This is a genomic window from Methylorubrum sp. B1-46 (assembly GCF_021117295.1).
In the GTDB taxonomy this organism is placed as follows: domain Bacteria; phylum Pseudomonadota; class Alphaproteobacteria; order Rhizobiales; family Beijerinckiaceae; genus Methylobacterium.
On record NZ_CP088247.1, the window covers coordinates 1,510,895 to 1,535,000 of the forward strand.

Genomic DNA, 24,106 nt, shown 5'->3' on the forward strand with positions numbered 1-24,106 from the left:
GTTGTTATCGGGATCGTTGCACCGATCTTGGCCGCCTCGGAAGCCGACGCGCGAGGCGCGACGCGGCGATCTCCCGGATACGGCGGCGGGCGCGATCCCGCGTCGGCTCTCCTCAATCCCGCCCGAGGGAGACCCGGCGTCCGGGCAGCCCGAGATCGGGGCGGTGGCTTGTCAGCACGACGATGCGGTCGCGCCACCGGGCGAGCAGGCGCGTGAGGATGCGCGCGGCCTGATCGTCGCCGAGATGCTCGGCCGGCTCGTCGAGCAGGATGACCGGCGCCGGGCTCAGGAGCGCACGGGCGAGATTGAGGCGCTGCGCTTCGCCCAGCGACAAGCTCCCCTCGGCAATCCAGGTATCGAGACCGCCGCCGGTGCGGAGGCGGGCGTCGAGTTCGACCGCCTCCAGCGCCGCCCACAGATCCGCGTCGGAGGCCGTGGGTGCGAACAGGTTCTCGCGCACGGTATCGGAGAGGATCGCGGCATCGTGCAGGCTCAGATGCGTCAGCGCCCGCCGCTCGGCCGCCGGACGAGCAGTGCCGGCAAGCTGGATCGTCGCGCCGGGCTCGTCCGCGCTCCAGCCGGCCAGCGCCTTCAGCAGGGTAGTCTTGCCGCAGCCGCTGGCGCCGACGAGGGTCAGCGGCGTGCCGGGCAGGACGGCGAGATCCCGCGCCGGGCCGAGGTCGCGCCCGTCCGGCGCCCGCAGACGCAGGCCGTGCAGGGTCAGGGCGCCGCGGGCCGGACCGGGCCGGGGCGCCGGCTCCGCAGCGGCGCCCACCTCGGAGGCGAGGGCGGTGCGGGCGAGCGAGGGGCGGGCGAGGCGGGCGCGGACGGAGCCGAGCAGGGCCCGCGGCAGCGCCAGGATCGGCTCGGCCAGCGCGAGCCAAGCGAAGGCGAGGAAGGCGGTGGGCAGGAGCGCGGTGCCGCGGGCGCCCGCGCCCCAGGCGGCGAGGAGCACGGCGAGGGCCAGGGCCGGGCCGGCCAGCGCCAGCACGGCCTCGAACCGGGCCAGCGCCCGCCGTCCGCAGGCCGCCTCGCGCTCGGCATCGCGCAGCGGGTCGAGGGCGATCCGCAGGGCCGGGCCGCGCCGCCCCTCGGCCTCAAGGGGCACGGCGCCGGCCAGCGCGGCTCCGAGAGCGGTGGCGGCGGTGCGGCGCGCGTTTCGGACCCAAGCCTCTGTTGCGGTGAGCCGCGCGAGCGTGCGCCGGGCGACGAGCCCCCCGGCCAGCGCGAGCGCGGCGGCGGGAAGGAGCGCAAGGGGTGCGATGAAGGCGGTCAGCAGCGTGAGGCCGGCGAGCGCCGCACCGGTGATGGCGAGGGGGAAGCCGACGCGCAGCCGGGCGTAATCGACATCGGCCACGTCGTCGATGAAGTCGGCGAGCCGCTCCGGGCGGCCGAGCTGCCAGCCGGCGCCGCGGCTCTCCGGCGCTCGCGCGAGCGCCGCGAACAGGCCGGCGCGGCGGCGAACCTGATCGCTCAACGCGGCGCGGTGGCCGGCCATGCGCTCGCCGTAGCGCGAGGCCGTGCGCAGCATCGCGAACAGGCGCACCAGGGCGGCCGGGTGGTGGAAGTTGAAGGCGAAGGCCGCCGGCCCGGCCCCGGCCAGGGCCACCGCCGCCAGGAAGCTCACGGCAGTGCCGGCGAGCGCGAGGTTCGCGGCGAGCGCCAGGGCCGCGAGGGCGAAGGCGAGGCGCCAGGCTCGGGTCGAGCCGGCGGGGATCGGATCGGTTGAGATTGTGTCGGAGCGGGTGCGCATCAGGCGGCCTGCTTCTCGGAAACGGGGGCCCCAAGGGCGATGCGCCGGTCGGCCATCGCCGCCAGCATCGGATCGTGGGTCGCCACGACGACGAGGCGGGTGCGGGCGGCGGCAGCCAGGGCCCGGCGCACCCGCGCAGCGTTGTCGGGATCGAGCTTGGCGGTGGGCTCGTCGCAGAAGGCGGGGCCCGGCCGCAGCAGCAGGCGCGCGACGGCGACCCGGACCCGCTGGCCGCCGGAGAGGTTTTCGGCGCCCGCCCGCACGGGGGCGTCGAGGCCGCCGGGCCAGTGCGGATCGTCGTTCAGGCCGAGCGATTCGGCGGCCGCCGTCACGGCCTCGGGCGTCGCGGGCGTACCGTCCGCGATCGCCACGCCGAGCGTGCCGGCGGGGATCGGCATGTCGAGAGACACCCAGGTCGCCGGATGGTCCTGATCCGGCAGGCGAAAAGCCCCGGCGAGCGGCGCCTCGACGCCGGCCAGCACCCGCAGCAGGGTCGATTTTCCGGCCCCGCTCGGCCCAGTCACGGCGACGAGCCCCGTCTCCGGCAGGTCGAAATCGGCGACGGACCCGGCATGGGGCAGGACGAGGCCGCGGGCACCCGCCGCCGGAACCACGCCGCGTTCGGGCCTCGGCTCGGCCTCTTCCGAAAACACCCAGGCGAGCGCCTCGGCGGCGGCCTCTCCCTCCGCCTTGGCATGGTAGAGTTCGGCGTAGCGGCGGAACGGCAGGAAATATTCGGGGGCGAGCAGCAGGATCAGCAGGCTCTGCCACAGCGCCAGATGCGCAAAACCCGGAATCTCGGCGAGGCCGAGATGGCCGAGCCCGAGAAACACCGCCAGGATGGCGATGGCGAGCGAGGCGAAGAAGTCGAGCACGCCCGCGTTCAGAAAGGCCACCGCCAGCACGCCCATAGTGCCGTCAGCATAGGCCTGGAGCCGCCGGTCAAGCTTGGCCGTCTCGCGGGGCAAGCCGTGGGCGGCGAGGATCGTCGGCAGGCTCCGCACCCGGTCGGCGAACTGGGTAGCGAGCCGTCCGAGTGCCGCCTCCTGGGCTGCGGCCCGGTCGCGGATCATGCCGCCGACGAGGGCGAAGAACACGATCATCACCGGTGTGGCCAGCAGCAGCGCCAGGGCCGCCTGCCACGAGACGAAGGCGACCGCGCCCGCCGTCAGCACCGGCCCGAGCCCCATCATCCTGCGCGCCGCCGCGTGGCCGACGACGAGCCGGGCGAGCGCGCCGGGATGCCGCTGCAGGCCGGCGATCACCGCGCCGCGCGGCAGGTCGGCGGCAACACGCGCCGGCATGGCCGCGAGCCGCGCCTCGGCCGCATCGACCAGAGCAACGGCGACCTCCGCCTCCAGGGCGGCACTGCGCGCCTCGATCGCGCGCGCCAGGCCGGCAACCGCCAGGAGGCAGGCCCCGGCGACGCCCAGCGCGAGGCCGTCGCATTCGCCCGTCTCGATCAGCGCCCCGGCGAGCCGCGCCAACGCTACGGCGAGCCCCAGCGTCACGGCGCAGCGCAGGGCCTGGAGCCCGTGGAGGCGCGACAGGCCGGCCCGCGCCGCCCCTCGGGCGAGGGTGAGCGCCGCGGGTTCGGACGCGGCGCGGCCGGAGCGGGCGCGGAGGGATCGACGGGTCATGCCGCCTTGTGCGGCTTGGGCCACCGGAGCGGCTTTGATCTGCGTCAAGGATGCAAAAGCGCGGCGGCGCGAGAGGCAGCATCGGACAAGGAGCCTCCCATGACCGACCCGCTGCTCGTCGATCTGTCGCGCCTGCAATTCGCGCTGACGGCGATGTACCATTTCCTGTTCGTGCCGCTGACGCTCGGACTCTCGATCCTCGTTGCCATGATGGAGACGGTCTACGTCATGACGCGCCGCAAGATCTGGCGCGACATGACCAAGTTCTGGGGCCTCCTGTTCGGGATCAACTTCGCGCTGGGTGTGGCGACCGGCTTGACCATGGAATTCCAGTTCGGGATGAACTGGGCCTACTACTCGCACTATGTCGGCGACGTGTTCGGCGCGCCGCTCGCCATCGAGGGCCTGATGGCCTTCTTCCTGGAGGCGACCTTCGTCGGGCTGTTCTTCTTCGGTTGGGACAAGCTCTCGGCGCTGGCCCACTGCGTCGTCACCTGGCTGATGGCGCTCGGCACGAATTTCTCCGCGCTCTGGATCCTGATCGCCAACGGCTGGATGCAGAACCCGGTCGGCTCCGCCTTCAACCCCGACACGATGCGCATGGAGGTGACCGACTTCGCCGCCGTGATCTTCAATCCGGTGGCGCAGGCGAAGTTCGTCCACACGGTCTCGGCCGGCTATGTCTGCGGCGCGGTCTTCGTGCTCGGCGTCTCGGCCTTCTACATCCTGCGCGGGCGCCATCTCGAACTCGCCAAGCGCTCGTTTGCCATCGCGGCGGCCTTCGGCCTCGCCTCGGCGCTCAGCGTCGTCGTGCTCGGCGACGAGAGCGGCTACGCCGTCACCGACCACCAGAAGATGAAGCTCGCCGCCATGGAGGCGATGTGGCACACGGAGCCCGCGCCGGCCGCCTTTACCGCCTTCGGCGTCCCGGATCTGGCGAACCGCACCACCCGCTACGCGCTCCACATTCCCTACGCGATGGGCCTGATCGGCACCCGCTCGCTGACGACCGAAATCCCCGGCATCACCGAACTCGTCGGGCACGCCAAGGACCGCATCCGCAACGGGCTCGTCGCCTATGCCGCCCTCGAGCGGATCAAGGCCGACCGCAAGGATGAGGCGGCCCGCGCCGAGTTCGCCCGGACGCAACAGGATCTCGGCTACGCGCAGCTCCTCAAGCCGCTGATCGGCGATCCGCTGAAGGCGACCGACGCGGATATCGACCGCGCGGCGTGGACCACCGTGCCGCACGTGCCCTCGCTGTTCTTCACCTTCCGGGCGATGGTGGCCTGCGGCTTCCTGCTGATCGGCCTGTTCGGGGCCGCGCTCTGGTACACCGCCCGCGAAGCGGAGGCGCCGCGCTGGCTGTTCCGGGCCGCGCTTCTGGCCCTGCCGCTGCCCTGGATCGCGATTGAGTTCGGCTGGTTCGTCGCCGAGTTCGGCCGCCAGCCCTGGATCATCGAGGGCGTGCTGCCGACCGCGCTCGCCACCTCGGAACTCGGCATCCCCTCGCTGCTCATCACCATCGCCGGCTTCACCCTCGTCTACGGCGTACTGGCGGTGATCGAGGTGCAACTGATGCTGCGCGCCATCGCCAAGGGTCCGGAGACCCTGGCCGAGGACCCGGCCGCGCTCTTCCCCGGTGCCGGCGCCAACCGGAACGAGACCGGCCTCGTCGCCGCCGAGTAGCTCTTCCCCTCCTGATTGCCGGCCAGCCCCGCCGCGCCGGCCCCTCCCCGAGGAGTCTCCCTCATGCTCGCCCTTCTCTCGGACTACGAAACCTTGCGCCTCGTCTGGTGGGTTCTGCTCGGCGTGCTGCTGATCGGCTTTGCCCTCACCGACGGCTTCGATCTCGGTGTCGGCGCCCTCTTGCCCTTCGTTGGCCGCACCGACGTGGAGCGGCGGGTGGCGATCCACACCGTCTCCGCCACCTGGGAAGGCAACCAGGTCTGGCTGGTGCTCGGCGGCGGCGCGATCTTCGCCGCGTGGCCGGCGCTCTACGCGTTGAGCTTCTCCGGCTTCTATCTCGCGATGTTCCTCGTGCTGTTCGCCCTAATCCTGCGGCCGGTTGCGTTCAAATACCGCTCGAAGCGCCAGAGCGCGGTCTGGCGGGCGCGCTGGGATTGGGCGTTGTTCGTCGGCGGCGCGGTGCCGGCGCTGATCTTCGGCGTCGCCGTCGGCAACGTGCTCCAGGGCGTGCCCTTCCACTTCACGGGCGACCTTCGCCCGATCTATGCGGGCAGCCTGCTCGGCCTGCTCAACCCGCTGGCGCTGCTGTGCGGTCTCGTCTCGCTGGCGATGTTGGTGGCGCACGGCGCGGCGTGGCTCGCCTTCAAGGCCGAGGGGCCGGTCGCCGAGCGCGCCCGTGCCATCGGGCTCAAGGCCGCGCTCGCCACCGCCGTCCTGTTCGCCCTCGGCGGCCTGCTGGTCTGGGCCGGCGCCTTCGGCGGCTACCGGGTGGTCACGCCGCTCCCCGGCGACGGCCCGTCCAATCCTCTGACCAAGGAAGTCGTGGCGGATGCCGGCGCGTGGCTCGCCAACTTCCGGGCGCATCCGGCGCTCGCGCTGGTGCCGCTCGTCGGCATCGCCGGCCCGCTGCTGGCGGCGCTCGGCTTCCGCGCCCGGTTCGAGGGGCTGACCTTCCTGGCCTCCAGTCTCGGCATCGCCTGCATCATCGCCACCGTCGGCCTGTCGATGTTCCCGGTCATCCTGCCCTCAAGCACGAATCCGGGCCACGCACTCACCGTGTTCGACGCCTCCTCCAGCCGGGCGACGCTACGCAACATGCTGATCGCGACCGTGGTCTTCCTGCCGATCATCCTCGTCTACACCGCCTGGGTCTACCGGGTGCTGTGGGGCAAGGTCTCGGACCGCGACATCACCGCCCCCGGCTCGGCGGCCTACTGACGATCCCGGCCCCGGGTATCGCCGGGGCCTCCTCTCGCCTCAGGAAACGCGACGATGTGGTACTTCGCCTGGATCCTCGGCCTCGGACTCGCCGCCGCACTCGGCGTGCTCAACGCCCTCTGGTACGAGCTGCGCGCCGTGCGCGAGACCCCGCCCGAGGTGACGCCGACGCTGCCGACGCCGTGAGGCGTCATGCCCGAGGATCACCGCGTAAGGTGATGCTTCGGGACCGGTCTCGGAGCCGGTGTGATCGATCTGTTCCGGCGATCACCACGATCCTCATGCTGAGGTGCTGCGCCAGCAGCCTCGAAGCACGCCGCGACGCTTGTCCCAGTCGGCTGGTGCCAAGGGATCGGCGGTTCTGGCGTGCTTCGAGGCCGAGCTATCGCTCGGCACCTCAGCATGAGGAGCGGGGCGCGCGCCGGAGAAGGTCAGCCGAACAGGCCCTCAGCCGCAGATCAGATCGATGTCGTGCCGGCCGAAGCGGTCGGCGAAGGGCTCGGGCGGCGGCCGGTCGGTCACCACGGTGAGCGGCGCGGCGAGATCGAAGGTCTGGAGGTTGGCCTGGCGCCCGAACTTGCGGGAATCGGCGAGTAGCACCGCCCGCCGCGTCTGGCCCCGCAGCGCCCGGCGCAGGACGGATTCGTGCTCCTCGTAATCCATCCAGCCCTGGGCGAGGTCGCAGGCCGCGATGCCCATGATCGCGAGATCGAAGAAGTGGCGCCGGGCGTAGTCCACGGTGTCGTAGCCGACGAGCGCGTTGTCGTTCGGGCGCAGCCGGCCCGGCGTCAGGTTCACCCGGGCCGGACTGTCGGCGAGCAGCAGCGCGAGGTCGACGGAATTCGTCGTCACCGTGAGCTTGCGGGTGGTTAGCCGGCGGGCCAGCGCCAGCGTCGTGGTGCCGGTGTCGATGAAGATCGACATCCCGTCCTCCACCAGCCCCTCGGCCAGCGCGGCGACGCGGCCCTTCTCGCGGCTGTTGAGCCCGCTGCGCTCGGTGAGCGGGCGCTCCTGATCGAGGCGCGGCCGCACGGCGCCGCCGTGGATGCGCCGCAGGAGCCCGCGCTCCTCCAGCATCTTCAGGTCGCGCCGGATGGTCTCGTCGGAGACCGCCAGGGTGGCGGCGATGCTGGTGACGCCGACGCGCCCCGTCTGCGCGAGCTGCGAGAGGATCTCCTCGTGGCGATGATCGGTCAGCATCCCGGCCCTGTCCCCCTTTGAGGCCAGGATAGCGCCGGGGATGCAGGTCGGTCGCGCACAATTTCAACACATGCACAGGGTGCAAGGACCACACCGTGCAAGCCCGCACGGCAGGTCCGCACGGCAAGATCACAGGGCAAGCCTGCCCGGCCCCGTGGGAGCCGGACGGGCCTGCTGCCCAAGTTGAAGAATCAGGCGTCGAGGGTCGGGGCGCGGCGGTGATGCGTCGCCTGCTCGTAGGCGTAGGCGCAGGCGAGCAGGTCGCCCTCGCTCCACATCCGCCCGACGAAGATCAGGTTGAACGGCGAGCCGGAGGCGTAGGCACCGGCTGGCAGCGTCACCCCCGGCAGGCCGGCGATGTTGATCTCGCAGACCGTGGTCTCGAGCAGCGTGCCCGGCCCGTGCAGCGGCGGCAGTTCGGCTCGCATCTGCGGGAAGACCAGGGCGTCGAGCCCGTGCTCCGCCATCACCCGGTCGAATAGGGCGAGATAGGCCTCGCGGGCGGCGAGGAAGTCGGAGAGGTCGGGCGGGCTCGCCGGGTCGGCGAGGCAGGGCGCGAGTCCGGGCAGGTTGGTGATCGGGTGCAGCACGCCGCCCGGTGCGAAGGCATCCTCGGCTTTCGTCGCCTCGGCGAAGGCGGCGAAGCTGCGGATCGCCACGTCCGGGCCCATCCGCTCCAGGTAGAGCTGGAGATCGTAAGGCGCGGACTCAAAACCGCGGGCATCGAAGTAGACGAGGCCCGGCGTCGGCTCGGCGATGGCGGCGAAACCCGTGCCGGCAAAGGGGTCGGCCACCAGAGTGGCGCCGGCGGCCTCCAATTCCTTCTGTGCGCGGACGTAGAGGGCGGCCGCCTCCTCCGAGAGCGGCAGGTCGCGCCAGCCCGGCCCGTAGAGGCCGAGGCGCTTGCCCGCCAGCGCGCCCGCGTCGAGGCCCGCCGCGTAGCCGCCGGCCGGGCGCTTGCCGATGCCGGCCACGGTCTTGGGGTCGGCGGCGGTGTAGCCGGCGAGCGCGTCGAGGGTGAGCGCGGCGTCGCGCACGCAGCGGGTGATCGGCCCGACCACGTCGCGGGTGCTGCCGGCCAGCGGCATCACCCCAGCATTCGGCACGAGGCCGAAGCTCGGCTTGATGCCGACCAGCCCCTGCGCCGAGGCCGGGTTCTGGATCGAGCCGCCGGTCTCCTCGGCCAGTCCCAGGACGGCGAGGCTCGCGGCGACCGCCGTGGCCGTACCGGCGCTCGACCCGCCGGGGATGCGGTCGGGCGCGGCCGGATTGAGGGTGGGGCCGGCCCAGCTATCGTTGGCGTGGCTGCCGGTATGGCTCAGCACCGGCACGTTGGTCTTGCCGAGGATGACGCAGCCGGCCTCGCGCATCCGCGCCGTCACCGGCGCGTCGGTCGCCGGGATCAGATCGACGCCGCCGGCCTCGGCGCTCAGGAAATGCCAGCCGCCGGTGCTCGGCAGGCCGGCCATGTCCATCGTGTCCTTGATGACCACGGGCACGCCCGCGAGCGGTCCCAGCGCCTCGCCCGCCGCGCGGCGGGCATCGATGGCGCGGGCGTCGTCGAGTGCCTGCGGATTCATCACGATGAGCGCCTTGTAGCGCGGATTGTAGGTCTCGATCCGTGCCAGGAAGGCCGCCGCCAGCGCCTCCGCGGTGACGCGGCCCTCGGCAAAGGCACGCTGGCAATCCTCGACCGTCATCTCGATCAGGTGGTCCGCCAGCGCATCCTCGGCCATCTCGGGGGCGACGGCGACGGAAAGGGCCATTGCGTTCATCTCGATCTCGCGCTCCGCAACTTTGAAGACGACGAGGCCGGCTCCGTCCCGTTGGAACCGCTCACGAGAATCGTCCGCTCGGGGGTATGAGTGCGGATTCGCGTGCTCGCCGTCACCGGCCCTCACGGCCGGCGGGTGCCCTCTGGCAAGGGCCATGCCACAAAAGCCACAAAACCCTCGAAATGGCTTTGACCGACCTGGCATCCGATTCGGAATGCGCCCCGCCTGCCAGCCGAGCGGGTGCGGTTTTCGCACGCAGGGCCGTGCGCGGCGTGGTTCATCCGAGGGACCGTCGCCTCCAATCGCGGGCAATGCGGCCAGCGTTAACCGGCCCTTAAGCGCTGACCGCCCTCGTCTATCGGGCAGGCAGGCCAATCCCGGTTCCCTGCGGCCGGCCGGCTGTGCCGGCGGAGCTCCCGTATGCTGGATTCCGTCCGGATCTCGCTCAAGGTGCTGAACGCGGCCCAGCTCGCCCTGATCGCGGCGGGCGCGCTGCTGCTCGCCTGGATCGGGACCGCCCTGCTCGGCGCCAGCCCGGCCGCGGACGGAGCGCAGCGGGCCGCCCAGGCCGGCGCGCGGGCCTTCGCCGAGGCGGTCGATACGGAACTTCACGGCAGCGTCGCGGATGCGCGGACCCTCGCGCTGCTGCTGCGCCCCGGCGACCCCGCCCTGACGGAAGCCGACCGCGCCGCCCTGCTGCGCGACTGGCTCGCCCTCAACCCGCGCTACGGGGATGCCGCCCTGATCGGGGCGGATGGAAGCGTGCGGGCCGCCGCCGATCCGCGCCGGACCGGCAGCAGCGTCGCCCGTCAGCCCTGGTTCGCGCGGGCGCGCAACGCCGAAATCGTCATCGCCACCAACAGCGGCGACGAGACGGCCCCCTTCGATGTCATCCTGTCTCTCGGGATGCCCGGCCGTTCCGACCGGATCCAGCTTCGCGCCGCCCCGGCCTTCCTCGAGATCGGCCCGCGCCTGCGCGGGGCGCTCGACCTGCCCGAGGCGGTCGTCTTCACCGTGCGCGGCGCCGATGGGCGGGTGCTCGCGGGCACCGCCTCCACCTCATGGGGCGAGCACCGCTCGGCCTCCGTACCGGTCCAGGGCGGGCGGGAACTCGGCTCTCCCGGCTGGGTGGTGACCGCCTCCGCGCCTCCGGGCGCGGCGATGGCCCAACGCCCGGACGGACGTCTCCTCGTGCTGGCGCTGGCCGTGGTGGGCGCCGCCGGGGCGCTCGGCTACGCCCTGGGCGGCCGGGCGGCGCAGCCGCTGCAGCGCCTCGCGGCGGGCGAGGCCGGGCCGGACGAGGCCGCAGCATCGCCGGTGCGCGAGTTCGCCGCGCTGAGCGAGGCGGTCGCCGGCCGTTCCCAGAGCCGCGAGGCGGCGCTGGCGCTGGCGGGAACCGGCCTCGACCGGATCAAGGGTCGCCTCCAGACCTTCGAGGCGATGTCCGGCTGGACCTGCTGGGAGATCGATCCGGAAACGCGCCGGGTTGTCTGGTCGGATGCCGACATGACCGGCACGGCGTCGGCCGCGGACCATGCCGCCGACCTGTCCGACCTCGCCGCGTGGTTCGAGCCGGAGGATCGCCCGCTCCTCGACCTCACGCTCGACGCCGCGCGCCGGGCGGACGGGCCGCACGACGTGGTGCTGCGCGCCCGCGCCGAGGGCCCCGATCCGGCTCCCGAGGCGGAACGGCGGGTGCTGGTGCGCTTCCTGCGCGAGGCCGGCGACGGCCGCCGCATCCATGCCCTCAGCCGGGCGATCGAGGGCGGCGTCTCGGAGACGCCCGCCGGCCTGAACGAGCGGCGGCGCAACGCTGTCCTGCGCCGGGTGACGGACGGCATCGTCCACGATTTCAACGACGTGCTGACGATCGTGTCGGCCAATCTGGGCACCCTGCGCCGCCGCCACGGCCTGAGCCCTGAACCGGCGCGCCTCGTCGATGCGGCGCTGGCGGGCGCCGGGCGCGGGGCGGCGCTGACCCGGCGGATGCTCAGTCTCGTGCGCGGCGAGGATGAGGGAATCGCCGAGTGCGACCTCGGCACGAGCGTCGAGGCGGCGCTCGCCTTCATGGGGGCCAACGTGCTGCGCGACGTGCCGGTCATCAACCGCGTCCCCGGTGACCTGCCGCGGGTGCTGTGCGCCGAGCGCATCCTCGAAGTCGTCCTGCTCAACCTCGCCTTTCACTTCCGCGATCATGGGCTTCGCGGCTTCGCCGTCGGCGCTGCCGAGGAGGTTGGCGAGCATGCCGGTGAGCCTGGGACCGGATTCGGCCTGCCGCCGGGGCCCTGCCTGCGCGTCCTCATCGCCAGCGGGCAGCACGAGCCGGGCCGGCGGGCGCGGGCGCCGCATCCCGAACATCTGGAGACGGTGGCCCGGCTCCTCGCCGGGATCGGCGCCGGCTGGCGCCTCATCTCGGATGGGACCGGCGCGGAGGCCTTCCTCGCCGAGATCTGGCTCAAGGCCGCCGCGCGGCGACCGAAGGAGCCGGCCCTCTGGCAGCCCGCCTTGCGCGTCCTCCTCGTGGAGAGCGACAGCCTCGTGCGGGCGAGCGTGGCCGAGGCGCTGGCCGATCTCGGCCACGAAGTGGTCCAGGCGGCCTCGGGCGAGCACGCCCTGGCGCTCCTGTGCGAGAGCGCGGCCTACGACGCCATGGTGGCCGACCAGTCGATGCCGGTGATGACCGGCCTCCAGCTCGCCGCGACGGTGGTCGAGCGCTATCCCGACATTCGCATCATCCTGGCGAGCCCGCACGGGCATCTGCCGGCGGCCGCACGGCAGTTCCTGCAACTGGACAAGCCGTTCCGCCCCGACGATCTCGCGGCGGTGCTGAGCGCGGCGGCGCCGCAGGTCCGGGCGGCCTGACACCGGGCGGCCTCGCGAACGCTCGTGGCGGTCTCCGGCTGATCGCTTGGGCTTTGCCTTCCTCGTCATCGCGAGGCTCGGCGTAAGCGATTCCAGTGCGCGGCCTTTCAGGAAAGGTCACGGCCTGGATTGCTTCGGCTTCGCCTCGAATGGTGGAAGAGGATCCTGAAGCGATCAGCGAACGCCGCATGACAAGATGTCGGCCGAGAGAACCGAGGCTTTTTCGCTTTCCGGGAGGCTCCCGTTAACCTTGGACCCCGATAAATCGGTGCGTAGTATGTGCGTATCCGAGGATCGAATGGCTGTGGTTTCTCGCAACCATCAACGGACTCCCGGGAATCTCCGTGTTCTGGCTTGCGGCCTCGCGGTCGCGTTCGCTGTTCCGGCCCAGGCCGCCGACCTGCCGGCCCCGACCCCCGCGGCGGCCGGCGTCGATTGGTACACCGGCGCGCAGGCGCAGGCGGTGGACGACAGCTGGGCGGTGGCCGTCGACGGCTCGACCAGCATCACCTCGAACTCCTCGGCCTTCGGCTCCGTCACGGTGACGACGGCGCTGGGAAGCCCGCCGACGGTGAGTGGCGCGCGGGTGCGCGTCGAGGGCGTGGCCGGCACCTACTCCTATCCGGGGCAGTCCGTCGGGGGGCGCGTCACCGGCTACCAGCAGGAGGGCTCGCTGCTCGCCGGCTACGAGTGGATCTGGCGGGACGCGGCGCTCGCCGGCTATATCGGCTTCAACGTCCGCAGCAACCAGCTCTCGATCCCCGACCCCGGAAACCCGGTGGTCGGAACCGGCGTCGGCCTGAAGGTCGCCGGCAACTTCTACGCGACGCCGACCGACCGGACCATGGTCTCGGCCTACGGCTCCTACTCGACCAAGTTCAACGCCTACTATTCCCGCTTCCGCGTCGGCTACATGGTTGCCGACGGCGTCTATATCGGCCCGGAGGCGCTGTTCCTCGGCGACGACTTCTTCCGCCAGTACCGCGTCGGCGCCCACCTCTCCGGCCTGAGCTTCGGCCCGGTCCAGATGTCACTCGCGGTCGGTTACGTGAAAGATCGGGTGCAGGGCACGGGCTATTATTCGAGCATCGAGGCGCGGGCGAATTTCTGAGGGGAAGGCGCGCATCGCCCTCCTCGACAGGTTGGGAATCCCGGCCCGCCGCATCGCGCCGATGGTGCGTGCCGGACGCGGTCAGACCTTGAGGCCGCATGGACAATCCGCCGCCTTGCCGCGGCGTCTCAGCGCGAAGTATTTCCGCTCAATTGAGTACAACCCGCGCCGAAAGGAATGTATTCCTTAACGTCGCGCACGATTTCCGTGAAGGTCCTTCCAAAGTCGCAGGCATCTTTCTACGGATGACCGGACGCTCTGCGGCGCGACATCAACCCTGTTCGCAAAGTTGGGCTGCGGACGCGTGAACGCATCCGGAAATCGTCGTATTTGAATGATGAACCGGTCCACGACGCAGGGGTGGCGAGTGTGATACGTGCGCTGCGGTGGCTGGCGTGGATGGGAACGACGGTCGCCGGCCTCGTCCTGCTGAGCCAGCCGGTCGGGACCCAGAACCAGCTTGCCATGAGCCTTGCCGCCATGGCGGCGATGATCGTGCTGTGGCTGTTCCTCGACGGGCCGCGCACCCGCTTCGTGTTCCTGGCGCTCGGGAGCCTCGTGGTGCTCCGCTACATCCTGTGGCGGGTCACCGACACGCTGCCCTCGCCCGGCGACCCGGTCAGCTTCGGCTTCGGCCTGCTGCTGCTCGTCGGCGAGCTGTACTGCGTCTTCATCCTGTTCGTCAGCCTGATCATCAACGCCGACCCGCTCAAGCGGCGCCCGCCCCCGGCGGCGAGCGCGGCCGACCTGCCCACCGTCGACGTCTTCGTGCCGAGCTACAACGAGGACGCCGCCATCCTGGCAATGACGCTGGCGGCCGCGCGCCAGATGAATTACCCGCCCGACAAGCTCACCGTCTGGCTCCTCGACGACGGCGGATCGGACCAGAAATGCGCCGACCCGAACCCCGAGAAGGCCAAGGCCGCGCGCGAGCGCCGGCGGGAGCTGACCGCACTCGCCGAAGGGCTCGGCTGCCGCTATCTCACCCGCGCCCGCAACGAGCACGCCAAGGCGGGTAACCTCAACAACGGGCTTGCCTTCGCCACCGGCGAGATCGTCGTCGTGCTTGATGCCGACCACGTCCCGTTCCGCTCCTTCCTGAGCGAGACCGTCGGCTACTTTGCCGAGGATCCGAAGCTCTTCCTCGTTCAGACGCCGCACGCCTTTCTCAATCCCGATCCGATCGAGCGCAACCTGAAGACCTTCGAGCGGATGCCGTCGGAGAACGAGATGTTCTACGCGGTGACGCAGCGCGGGCTCGACAAATGGAACGGCTCGTTCTTCTGCGGCTCCGCCGCCCTGCTGCGCCGCACCGCGCTGGACGAGGCCGGCGGGTTCTCCGGCATCACCATCACCGAGGATTGCGAGACCGCGTTCGAGCTGCATTCCCGCGGCTGGACCAGCGCCTATGTCGACAAGCCGCTGATCGCCGGCCTCCAGCCCGAGACGCTCTCGGCCTTCATCGGCCAGCGCTCGCGCTGGTGCCAGGGCATGTTCCAGATCCTGCTGCTGAAGAACCCGGTGCTGCAGAAGGGGCTCAAGCCGATCCAGAAGATCGCCTACCTCTCGAGCATGACGTTCTGGTTCTTCCCGGTGCCGCGGCTGATCTTCATGTTCGCGCCGCTCCTGCACATCTTCTTCGATCTGAAGATTTTTGTGGCCAGCGTCGATGAGTCGATTGCCTACACGGCGACCTACATCGTCATCAACCTGATGATGCAGAACTACGTCTACGGCAAATTCCGCTGGCCGTTCGTGTCGGAACTCTACGAGTACGTCCAGGGCCTCTATCTGTCGAAGGCGATCGTCTCGGTGATCTGGTCGCCGCGCAAGCCCACCTTCAATGTCACCGACAAGGGCATCAGCCTCGACCACAACCACCTCTCGTCGGCTTCGCTGCCCTTCTTCGCTGTCTACGGGCTGCTCGCGGCGGGCTGCGCGGTGGCGGCGTGGCGCTACCTGTTCGAGCCGGGCGTGACCAACCTGATGCTGGTGGTCGGCCTGTGGAACTTTTTCAACCTGCTCACCGCAGGCGCCGCGCTCGGGGTCTGCGCCGAGCGGCGCCAGTTGGAGCGCGCGCCCTCGCTCGCCATCAACCGCCGCGGCCAGATCACGCTGGCCGGCCGGGCCATCGACGTGACGATCGAGCGCGTCTCGGCGGAAGCCTGCACGGTGCGCCTGCCCGCCGCCCTGCTGCCGACCGGGGTCGGACACCGCACGCTCACCGGCGCGCTCACCGTCGTTCCGGTGCCCGGTGCGCGCCCGGCCGGCGCCCTGCCGGTGACCCTGGAAGGGATCGAGCGGACCAAGGACGAGGCCTTCGCCCGCCTGAGCTTCGGCCGCCTGCGCCCGCAGGATTACGTGGCGCTGGCCGGCCTGATGTACGGCGACGCGGAGGCGATGCGCCGCTTCCAGATGCGACGGCGGCGGCACAAGGACATCCTCACCGGCACGCTGCAATTCATCTGGTGGGGGCTCTCCGAGCCGGTGCGCGCCGTGCGCTACGCCCTCGCCGCCGACGCCCGCCCGGCCGTCGCGCCCGTGATCGACGGCACCTCGCCGATCTACGACGCGCCGGAACAGGCCCCGACGGGGGCGAACCTGCCCGAGCCGCTTCTGGCGCAGCCCCCCGCGCTCCAGGCCGTTCCGCCGGCGGCGCGTGAGCCTGCGCCGGCCGAGGCGCCGAACGCGCCCCAAGCTTCTTCCCAGGCCCCTTCCCAAGCTCCTTCCCGCGCCTCGAACGACTGGGTGCGGATGATGCTCGACTACGAGAACGAACGTGCGCTCGCCGGGCGCTCCGGCCGCGAAGCGGGCACGGCGTGAGAGGGATGGCGATGCGGCATCCTTCACGGTTCGGCTTCGGTCCGTGGCGCCGGCTGGCCTGGGCGCTCGCCTGCATGGCCGCGGCGGGCTCGGTCATGTCGGGATCGGCCGCGCGGGCGCAGAGCTTCCTCGGAACCGGTCCGGCCGAGCGCCTGACCGTGCCCCCGACCGGCGACGCCCTGCGCAAGCAGAACCCGTCCCAAGCGCCGGCCCAGTCCGCCGCCCCACCGGCCGGGACGCAGGCCCGTCCCACGGCCGGCGACAACGCCGACACCGCGCGCCGCTCCCAGCCCCCGGTTCAAGCGACCATCGCCCCGGCCCGCCGCCTGCCCGCGGGCACCCGCGGCTTCCGCCTCTCGGGCGAGGAGGATGTGCTGCAATACCCGGTCTACCTCACCGAGGGGCAGGTGCGGGGCGCGGCGCGGCTGCGGGTCTCCTACCTCTCGGCGATCTCGGTGGCACCGGAAGGCTCGGAACTCACCGGCCTCGTCAACGGCACCAAGGTCGGCTGGACCCGGATCCAGGCGCCCGGCGCGGTCAAAGTCGTGGAATTCGCGATTCCCGACGGCGTCCTCAAGGCCGGCTACAACGCCGTGACCCTGACCGCGAGCCAGCGCCACCGGGTCGATTGCGGGATCGAGGCGACCTACGAGCTGTGGACCCAGATCGACCCCTCCCGCTCCGGGCTGGTGGTCGCGCCGGCCGCCGATCTCGATCTGAAATCGCTGGCCGCCCTGGAGCCCGACGAGAGCGGGGCGCTGCCCATCGGCGTGCTGCTCAACGAGAAGCCGACCCTGCCGCGGCTGGAGCGGATGATCGGCGCCGTACAGGCCGTGGCCGTGGTCAGCCGGCTCGCCCGGCCGGCGGTCAGCTTCGGGCCGCCGCTCTCCGGCCGCAACGGCGTCAACCTGCTCGTCGGCACCGCCGCCGAGATCCGCGGCACGGAGGGCATCGAGGATCTCGGGCCGATCACCGGGCCGCGGCTCGCCCTGCTGCCGCCGCGGGGCAACCGGGCACCGACGCTCGTCGTCACCGGTTCCGGCCCCGAGGACGTGCGGTCCGCCATCACCCAGCTCGCCGCGGCCGGCGATGGCGGCGGCAGCGCGCCCGGCGCCGCGCTCGCCCCCCTGATCCGGGGCTACGAGGTTCAGGGCGGCGAGCGGCTTGAACTGGAGCGCCTCGGCGTCACCAGCCGCGAGTTCAACGGACGCCTGCTGCGCACCCGGATCGAGCTGCGCTTTCCCGCCGATTTCGTGCCCGCCGATTACGGCAAGGCCATGCTGCATCTGGCCGGCGGCTACGCCGCGGGCCTCGATTCGAGCGCCCAGATCGTCGTCGACATCAACGGCCGCAACGCCGCCAGCGTACCGCTGCCCTATGCCCGCGGCGAGGTGTTCGACGATCAGGCGATCCCGCTGCCCTTGAGCCTGTGGCGACCGGGCCTGAACAGCGTCGAGATCAGCGCGCAGTTGCCCAACGCCGCCGACAAGGTCTGCGACACCCTCTCGCCGACGGCGCGCCAGCCGCGCTTCCTCTTCCTCGACCGCACCCGCCTCGAAATCCCGGCGCTGGCGCGAGCCGTGCGCAGTCCCGACCTCGCCGCGGTCAAGGCGGGGGCCGTCCCCTTCACCGCATCGGGCGGGCGGCCGCGCCTCGTGCTGCCGGTCGCCGATCGCGAGACGGCGGATGCCGCAGCGACCCTCGCCGCCCGCCTCGCCATCGCCGCCAAGCGCGTGATCGACTTCGAACTCGTGCCCGATGCCGGCGGCACGGAGGGCGGCGCCAAGCTCGTGGTGGCACCCGCCCGCGCCCTCAACCCGGTGACGATCCAGGCCGCCGGCCTCGATCCCGACGAGATCCGCCGCGTCTGGCAGGGGCGGGCCGAGACGGTGGCGACACCGGGGCAGTTCGGGCCCGAGGGCGTGCTGACCCTCGACCGGCTGCGGCGAAACCTGCCGATGCGCTGCGCCCTGCCGCCCGCCGCGGTACCGGTCAGCGTCGCGGCCGCGCCGCCTCCCACCGCACCGGCGGCCGCCCCTGCCCCGGCGCCCTCTCCGCGCGCGCCGCCGCGGTCGGCAGCCCCGGAAACCGACGAGGAGCTCGTGGCCCGCTGGGACCAGACCCTGTCGGGAGCCGCCTTCGTGCCCACGGTTCTGCGGGAGGGCTGGACCCGGCTCGCGAATGCGGCGCTGCGGCTGCGCAGCGACGTGACCGGTCTGATCGAGGCGCCGGCAGCGGGAGACGTGCCGATCAATCCGCGCGCCTCGCTGATCATCGCCGAGGATAGCAGCGGATCCCAGCTCAGCGAGACCACCGTGCTCGTCACCGCCCCGAACCCGTCGATGCTCAAGGCCTCGGTCTCCTGCCTCGTCGATCCGGTGGTCTGGACCCGCCTCGTCGGGCGTGCCGCCTTCCTCGACGCCTCGGACGGCACCCTCACCACCGTCGAACCGGACCGCGTCGCGCTGATCGAGACCCGGACGTGGTCGCTCGCGAATTTCCGGCTGGTCTCGGCGGCGTGGCTCTCCCTCAATCCCGGCTACTACGTCGGCATGACCCTGTTCATGGCCCTGTGCCTCGGCCTCGCCACCACGGGCCTCGTGCGCCAACTCGGCCGGAGGAACTCCTGATGCGGCCCGCCCCCGCACGGTCTCGTGCTCGCGCTCGTGCCAGTGCCCGTCTCCGTCTCGGCGCGGTCCTGCGCCGCGCCGGGTGGGTCATCGCCCTCGCGGCGGCCGGGCCGGCCGCTGCCCAACAACCCGCACAGCAGCCGTCGCCCGCGCAGGCGGCGCAGCCGGCGGTTCAGCAGTCGGAAGCCACCACGGTGCCGCCCGCGACCGCCCTGCCGAGCCCGCCGCGCCCCGAGGCGCCGGCGCGGACCGATGCCGGGCCGTCCCTTGCCAACACGCTCGGCGACGACGCGGCCTGGCGCGCCTACCGGGCGCGGTTCGTCACCGAGCAGGGCCGGATCGTCGACACCGCCAACGGCATGATCAGCCACAGCGAGGGCCAGGGCTACGGCATGCTGATCGCGGTCGCGGCCGGCGACCGGGTCGCGTTCGAGCGGATCTGGGGCTGGACCCGCGCCAACCTGATGGTGCGTTCCGACGAGTTGCTGGCCTGGCGCTGGGCCCCCGACCACCGCCCGGCGGTGGCCGACATGAACAACGCCACCGACGGCGACATCCTCGTCGCCTGGGCTCTGACCGAGGCGGCGGAGGCCTGGGGCGAGCCGTCCTACCGCACCGCCGCGCGCCGCATCGCCGTCGAGTTCGGCCGCAAGACCATCCTGTTCAAGGATCCGCACGGGGCGCTCCTGCTGCCGGCGGTCTCCGGCTTCTCCGCCCGCGAGCGCGCCGACGGGCCGCTCATCAACCTGTCCTACTGGGTCTTTCCCGCCTTCCAGCGGCTGGCGATCGTCGCGCCTGAATACGACTGGGCCTCGCTGATCCGCAGCGGCCTCGACTTCCTGCGCCAGTCCCGCTTCGGCCCGAGCAGCCTGCCGACCGAGTGGATCTCGGCCAAGGAGGCCCTTCGCCCCGCCGACGGCTTCCCGCCGCTGTTCTCCTACAACGCGATCCGCGTGCCGCTCTATCTCGCCTGGGCCGGGGTCGGGCGGCCGGAGGATTACGCGCCCTTCAAGACGCTGTGGGGCGGGATCGACCGCGAGCGCCTGCCGATCGTCGACACCCGGGACGGGCAGCCGGTCGAGTGGCTGAGCGAGGTCGGCTACACGGCGATTCCCGCGCTCACCGCCTGCGCCGCCGACGGCACGCCCTTTCCCGAACCGTTAAGGACGGTGCAGGACAATCAGAACTACTATCCGACCACCCTCCACCTTCTCGCGCTGATCGCGGCCCGGATGCGGTATCCGTCATGCGTGAAATCCTGACGCCCTCCGCGGCCGCGCTCGCCGCACTCCTCCTGACCGCGGGCTCTGGGCCCGCCGCGGCTCAAGGCGGCGCGCAGCCGGCGCCCGAGGCCGCCCCACGCCTGATCTACGGCGACGGCGCCCGCGCGCCCGCGATCGTGGTCGATCCAGAGACCGGCGGCACGCCCGGCATGGTCGATGAGAGTGCCTTGCGCTACTACGCCTCGCAGAAGCAGACCGCGCGGATGAAGGCCGAGATCGCGCGGCTGAAGCGGCTCTATCCGGGCTGGACCGAGCCCTCCGACCTCGACACCCTGCAGCCAAGTCCGCCCGAGGAGGCGCCGCTGTGGGACCTCTTCACCGCCGGGCGCTTCCAGGACCTGCGCGCGGCGATCACCAACCGCCGCTCGCTCGAACCGAACTGGCAGCCCTCGGAGGAGCTCGCGCGCAAGCTCCGCCGGGCCGAGTTCCGCAACAGCATCAAGGCCGCCGCCGAGCGGAACGCTTCGGGCAAGAACGCCGAGGAGGTGGTCGCGCTCTACCGCGCCGATCCCGGCGCCCTCGACCCGACCGACCTCGAAAGCCTCTGGATCATCGCCGACGCGCTCGCCGCCACGGGGGCCACCGAGGACGCATTCGATCTCTACAAGTCCGTCCTCGACGGCAGCGCCGATGCGGGCGCGCGGCTCGCCACGATCCAGAAGGCGATGGGCCATCTCAAGATGGATCAGGCCGAGCGGCTCATCGCCATGGGGCGCACCGTCTCGGAGGGCGTCTCGGAATTCGACGCGATCCGCCTCGACATCACCCGCGCCCGCATCGCCGCCTTCCTGCACGACGAGCCGGCCCAGACGCCGACGCTCGCCGACCTCACCGCCTTCCAGGCCTACGCCCGCAAGAGCGGCGACCCGAGCCAGACCGGCCTGCTCGGCTGGTACGCCTACAAGAGGCGCCAGTTCCGCGAGGCGCTGGAATGGTTCAAGCTCGCCATCGGCCGCGGCGGCGACGCCATGGTCGCCCACGGCCTCGCCCACACCTTGCGCGAACTCAACATGCTGCGCGAGGCCGAAGAGGTGGCTTACGCCTGGCGCGACCGCTTCGTCGGCAACGAGTTGCTGTTCATCGACGTGCTCGAACGCAAGCTCACCCAGGCCAACCCGCCCTTCATCGAGCCGGCCCGGATCGAGCGCTACGCCAAGGTCGTGATCGCCTCGGCCTCCGGCGAGGGCGCGCAGGGGCTGGCGTGGTACGCCTACAATTCCTGCCAGTTCGACACGGCGCTCGAATGGTTTCAGCGCGCCGTCGCCTGGATGCCGAGCGAGACCACGGTGTTCGGCTACGCTCTCACGCTCCAGCGTCTCAAGCGCCAACGCTCCTATCTCGAGGTCGTGAACCGCTACGACGGCCTGTTTCCGAAGGTCGTCGATTTGCTGTTCCGCGAGGATCCCGGCGGGCCGCCCCTGCCCTGTGCCGCCCCGCAGCCACCGGCCCGGTCCCCGGCGCAGGCGAAGACCGAGCCGAAGCCCGACGTCCCCTCCTACGGGCGCGTGCCGCGGCCGGACGCCGCCACGGTCGGCGCCCAGGCCGGCACGGTGCCGGCGGCGGTGCAGCGCGGCGAATTTCCGCTGAGCGTGCCCCTCGACAACCCCTTGCGCTACCCGCCGGGGTCGCTGCAGCGGGCGCTCTCCGAACCGGCCGCGCCCGGCTCGTACGCCCGCGAGCCCGTGACCGCGCGGCCGCCGCTGGTGGCGCGGCGGGTAAACGGGGCGGGGCCGATGCCCTACGAGCGCTACGGCTTCACCCTGCTGCCGGGCTATAACGGTCTCGACAAGCCCGAGGGGCTCTCCCCGGCGCCGCCCGGTACGCTGTGGCAGGACCAGCAGGCCGAGCGCGGCCGGGCCGCGTCGAACCCGGAGAGCGACCGCTTCTCGGTGCCCTCCCGCCTCTCCTCCGGGACCGGGCCGAACGGGAAGGGCTTTCCGTGAGATCGCGTCTCCTCCGGCCCCTCGCGGCGGCGGCTCTGCTGCTGACGGGTCCCGTCTTGATCCAGTCCGCCTCGGCCCAGTCCGCGCCGGTGCTGCGCCTGCCCGGCGCCGGCCCGGTCGCGGGCGTCGTCGAGACGCGTCTGCGCGACGGGTTCGACCAGCGCATCCGCTTCGAGGGCGGCGACGGCCGCAACCATGCCGAGATCGCCCTGCGCAACGAGACCGGCGACCTCCTGCTCGCCTTCCCGCCGCGGCTGGCCAAGCCGAGCCAGTTCGGCATCGAGGGCGAGATCGCCGTCCGCTTTCCCGGCCAGCCCCTTCGCGTGGTCGCGCCGCGGCGCAACGGCTACGGACCGGTCGGCCTCGCGCTCGGCACCGACTGCCTCTACGCTTGGCAGTGGTTCGAGCGGGCGAGCGCGGCGCAACGGGTCGCGAGGAGCGGCGGCTTGTTCGACGGGTCGGTGGCCCCGACCGCGGGCCGACGCGCGCTCTCCTTGAGAATTCGGCTGTGCCGCACGGCGCAGGCGAGCCTCGACGATCTCGTCGCCGCGGTCGAGCGGATGACCATCAACCTTCCCGGCGTGTCCGGCGGCCGGACCGCGGCCCGTCCGCGCCCGGCCGCGGTCCGGCGTGAAAGGGCCGCGCCGGCAAAGAGGCAGGCCGCCCGGCCCGCATCCAGCGAAGCGCCCACTGACGCCGCACCGAAATCGGCGACCGTGCCTCCGGCCCAGCCGCAAGCTGCGCCGCCGCTCCGGCCGCCGGCACCGACACCGCCCGACAGCGGCGGGCGCCGCTACCTCGCCCCCACCACGCCGCAGGGTGCCACCCCGGCAACCGACCCACAGGCCACGACCCCGGCGGGGGGCGCACAGCGCTACATCACCGATGTGCCCAAACCGGCCGAGGGCGCGGGCGGCGGGCTGATGCCGAGCCCGGCTCCGGGCCGCACGACCGGAGAGAGTCTGTCGCGCGATCTCCCGGCGGAGGCCTATCGCCCCGCACCGGGCCGCACCGGGCCCTGAAAGCATCGTCCCGAAAGGTGGCCGCCGGCTTTCGGGAAAAGACGATGCAAAAACAACGATCTAGAGCATCGTCCTGGATCCGATATCCAGGATGATGCTCGAGCCGAGCGGACGCTCAAACCCAAGTGAGGGCGAGGCCGCTCAAGGCCGTGAACACGACGACACTCCAGGGCGGCGCCTTCCAGACGGTCAGCAGGACGAAGGCGAGCGCGGCGAGGGCAAAATCGCGGGGTGAGCCGACCACACCGGTCCAAACCGGATCGTAGAGGGCCGCGCCCAGGATGCCGACGACGGCCGCGTTGGTTCCGCGCATCGCCGCCCGCGCCGCCGGCCGCGACCGGACGGCATCCCAGAACGGCAGCGTTCCGTAGACGAGCAGGAGGCCGGGCAGGAAGATCGCGATCAGCGCGAGGGCGGCGCCGATGACACCGTTCGGGCCCGGCTGTGCCACCGCTCCGAGATAGGCGGCCACCGTGAAGAGTGGTCCCGGAACGGCTTGGGCTGCGCCGTAGCCGGCCAGGAAGGCATCCGGCGACACCCAGCCCGGCTCGACGAGGGCCGAGCGCAGCAGCGGCAGCACGACGTGGCCGCCGCCGAAGACGAAGGCACCGGAGCGATAAAAGGCGTCCGCCACGGCCAGGGCCTGGGCACCGAGCGTCTGTGCGAGGAGGGGCAATCCGATCAGCAGGAGCAGGAAGACGGCGAGCGCGACGCTACCGGCCCGGCGCGTGACCGGAACGGCGCGCGCGCCGCTGCCCGGCCCGTCATCCGAGCGGCAGAGGACGAGGCCCGCCAACGCACCGAGGGCGATCGCCAGGACCTGGCTGAACGCCGTTGGGGCGAAGACCGTCAGCAGAAGCGCCCCGAGAGCGAGCGAGGCCCGCGACCGATCGGGGGCGAGCGACCGGGCCATGCCCCAGACCGCCTGCGCGACCACCGCCACGGCCACGAGCTTCAGTCCGTGGATCAGTCCTCCGCCGACCGGGCCGGAGATCGCGTCCGCGCCGTAGGCGAAGGCCAGAAGCAGAAGGGCTGAGGGCAGTGTGAAGGCTGTCCAAGCCGCAAGACCGCCTAGAAGTCCTCCGCCCCGCAGGAGCCCCAAGGCAAACCCGACCTGACTCGAAGCCGGCCCTGGCAGGAACTGGCAGAGTGCGACC

Annotated in this window: 15 protein-coding genes (1 of these 15 only partly in view); 10 read left to right on the forward strand and 5 right to left on the reverse strand. The window is 72.0% G+C overall.

From position 1 onward, the window contains the following. Nucleotides 1-112: 112 nt before the first annotated feature. A complete protein-coding gene (locus LPC10_RS07100; protein ID WP_231346070.1) occupies nucleotides 113-1,753 on the reverse strand; it encodes an ATP-binding cassette domain-containing protein in 1,641 nt (546 codons plus the stop codon). Continuing rightward, on the reverse strand, nucleotides 1,753-3,393 hold the full coding sequence (locus LPC10_RS07105) for an ATP-binding cassette domain-containing protein (RefSeq protein WP_231346071.1): 1,641 nt from the start codon (nucleotides 3,391-3,393) through the stop codon (nucleotides 1,753-1,755). The genes LPC10_RS07100 and LPC10_RS07105 overlap by 1 nt, the downstream gene beginning before the upstream one ends. 99 nt (nucleotides 3,394-3,492) lie before the next feature. On the opposite strand from LPC10_RS07105, the gene LPC10_RS07110 reads away from it, so the two are divergent. From LPC10_RS07110 to cydX, 3 genes are all read left to right on the forward strand, one after another. Beyond that, entirely contained in the window at nucleotides 3,493-5,082 is a 1,590-nt protein-coding gene (locus LPC10_RS07110) for a cytochrome ubiquinol oxidase subunit I (RefSeq protein ID WP_231346072.1), read from the forward strand. Between the two features lie 63 nt (nucleotides 5,083-5,145). Beyond that, a complete protein-coding gene (gene cydB / locus LPC10_RS07115) occupies nucleotides 5,146-6,300 on the forward strand; it encodes a cytochrome d ubiquinol oxidase subunit II (RefSeq protein ID WP_231346073.1) in 1,155 nt (384 codons plus the stop codon). A gap of 54 nt (nucleotides 6,301-6,354) precedes the next feature. Continuing rightward, a complete protein-coding gene (gene cydX / locus LPC10_RS07120) occupies nucleotides 6,355-6,486 on the forward strand; it encodes a cytochrome bd-I oxidase subunit CydX (protein WP_108939336.1) in 132 nt (43 codons plus the stop codon). A 261-nt stretch (nucleotides 6,487-6,747) separates the two neighbouring features. On the opposite strand, the gene LPC10_RS07125 is transcribed toward cydX, so the two are convergent. Together LPC10_RS07125 and LPC10_RS07130 are read right to left on the reverse strand one after the other, a co-directional pair. Further along, nucleotides 6,748-7,500 (reverse strand): DeoR/GlpR family DNA-binding transcription regulator, encoded by a 753-nt coding sequence (locus tag LPC10_RS07125; protein WP_108939337.1) that lies wholly within the window; start codon nucleotides 7,498-7,500, stop codon nucleotides 6,748-6,750. Nucleotides 7,501-7,691: 191 nt separating this feature from the next. Beyond that, nucleotides 7,692-9,275 carry an amidase gene (locus tag LPC10_RS07130; protein WP_231346074.1) on the reverse strand — a complete coding sequence of 528 codons (1,584 nt, stop codon included), beginning with the start codon at nucleotides 9,273-9,275 and terminating at the stop codon, nucleotides 7,692-7,694. A 420-nt stretch (nucleotides 9,276-9,695) separates the two neighbouring features. Here LPC10_RS07130 and LPC10_RS07135 point away from each other — a divergent pair, with 420 nt between their 5' ends. The 7 genes from LPC10_RS07135 to bcsN all read left to right on the forward strand — a co-directional run bounded on the left by LPC10_RS07135 (nucleotide 9,696) and on the right by bcsN (nucleotide 22,949). Further along, nucleotides 9,696-12,137: a response regulator gene (locus LPC10_RS07135; RefSeq protein ID WP_231346075.1), complete on the forward strand. Its 2,442-nt coding sequence runs from the start codon at nucleotides 9,696-9,698 to the stop codon at nucleotides 12,135-12,137. A gap of 298 nt (nucleotides 12,138-12,435) precedes the next feature. Then, nucleotides 12,436-13,248, forward strand: a complete 813-nt coding sequence (gene bcsS, locus LPC10_RS07140; protein ID WP_231346076.1) for a cellulose biosynthesis protein BcsS — start codon at nucleotides 12,436-12,438, stop codon at nucleotides 13,246-13,248. 399 nt (nucleotides 13,249-13,647) lie between these two features. Next, complete coding sequence (gene bcsA / locus LPC10_RS07145; protein WP_231346077.1) at nucleotides 13,648-16,071, forward strand: UDP-forming cellulose synthase catalytic subunit; 2,424 nt, start codon at nucleotides 13,648-13,650, stop codon at nucleotides 16,069-16,071. Nucleotides 16,072-16,076: 5 nt separating this feature from the next. Next, nucleotides 16,077-18,701 (forward strand): cellulose biosynthesis cyclic di-GMP-binding regulatory protein BcsB, encoded by a 2,625-nt coding sequence (locus LPC10_RS07150; protein WP_231346078.1) that lies wholly within the window; start codon nucleotides 16,077-16,079, stop codon nucleotides 18,699-18,701. Then, nucleotides 18,701-19,963 (forward strand): glycosyl hydrolase family 8, encoded by a 1,263-nt coding sequence (locus LPC10_RS07155; protein WP_231346079.1) that lies wholly within the window; start codon nucleotides 18,701-18,703, stop codon nucleotides 19,961-19,963. Before LPC10_RS07150 ends, LPC10_RS07155 begins: the two co-directional genes overlap by 1 nt. Next, complete coding sequence (locus LPC10_RS07160) at nucleotides 19,948-21,927, forward strand: hypothetical protein (protein WP_231346080.1); 1,980 nt, start codon at nucleotides 19,948-19,950, stop codon at nucleotides 21,925-21,927. The genes LPC10_RS07155 and LPC10_RS07160 overlap by 16 nt, the downstream gene beginning before the upstream one ends. Continuing rightward, complete coding sequence (bcsN, locus tag LPC10_RS07165; protein WP_231346081.1) at nucleotides 21,924-22,949, forward strand: cellulose biosynthesis protein BcsN; 1,026 nt, start codon at nucleotides 21,924-21,926, stop codon at nucleotides 22,947-22,949. Before LPC10_RS07160 ends, bcsN begins: the two co-directional genes overlap by 4 nt. 115 nt (nucleotides 22,950-23,064) lie before the next feature. Here the strand turns inward: bcsN and chrA are convergent, their stop codons facing one another. Continuing rightward, nucleotides 23,065-24,106, reverse strand: the 3' portion of a protein-coding gene (gene chrA / locus LPC10_RS07170) for a chromate efflux transporter (RefSeq protein WP_231346082.1). 182 nt of this gene lie beyond the right edge of the window; only the last 1,042 of its 1,224 coding nucleotides appear in the window; its start codon lies off the right edge, out of view — the gene reads right to left on this strand; it ends in the stop codon at nucleotides 23,065-23,067.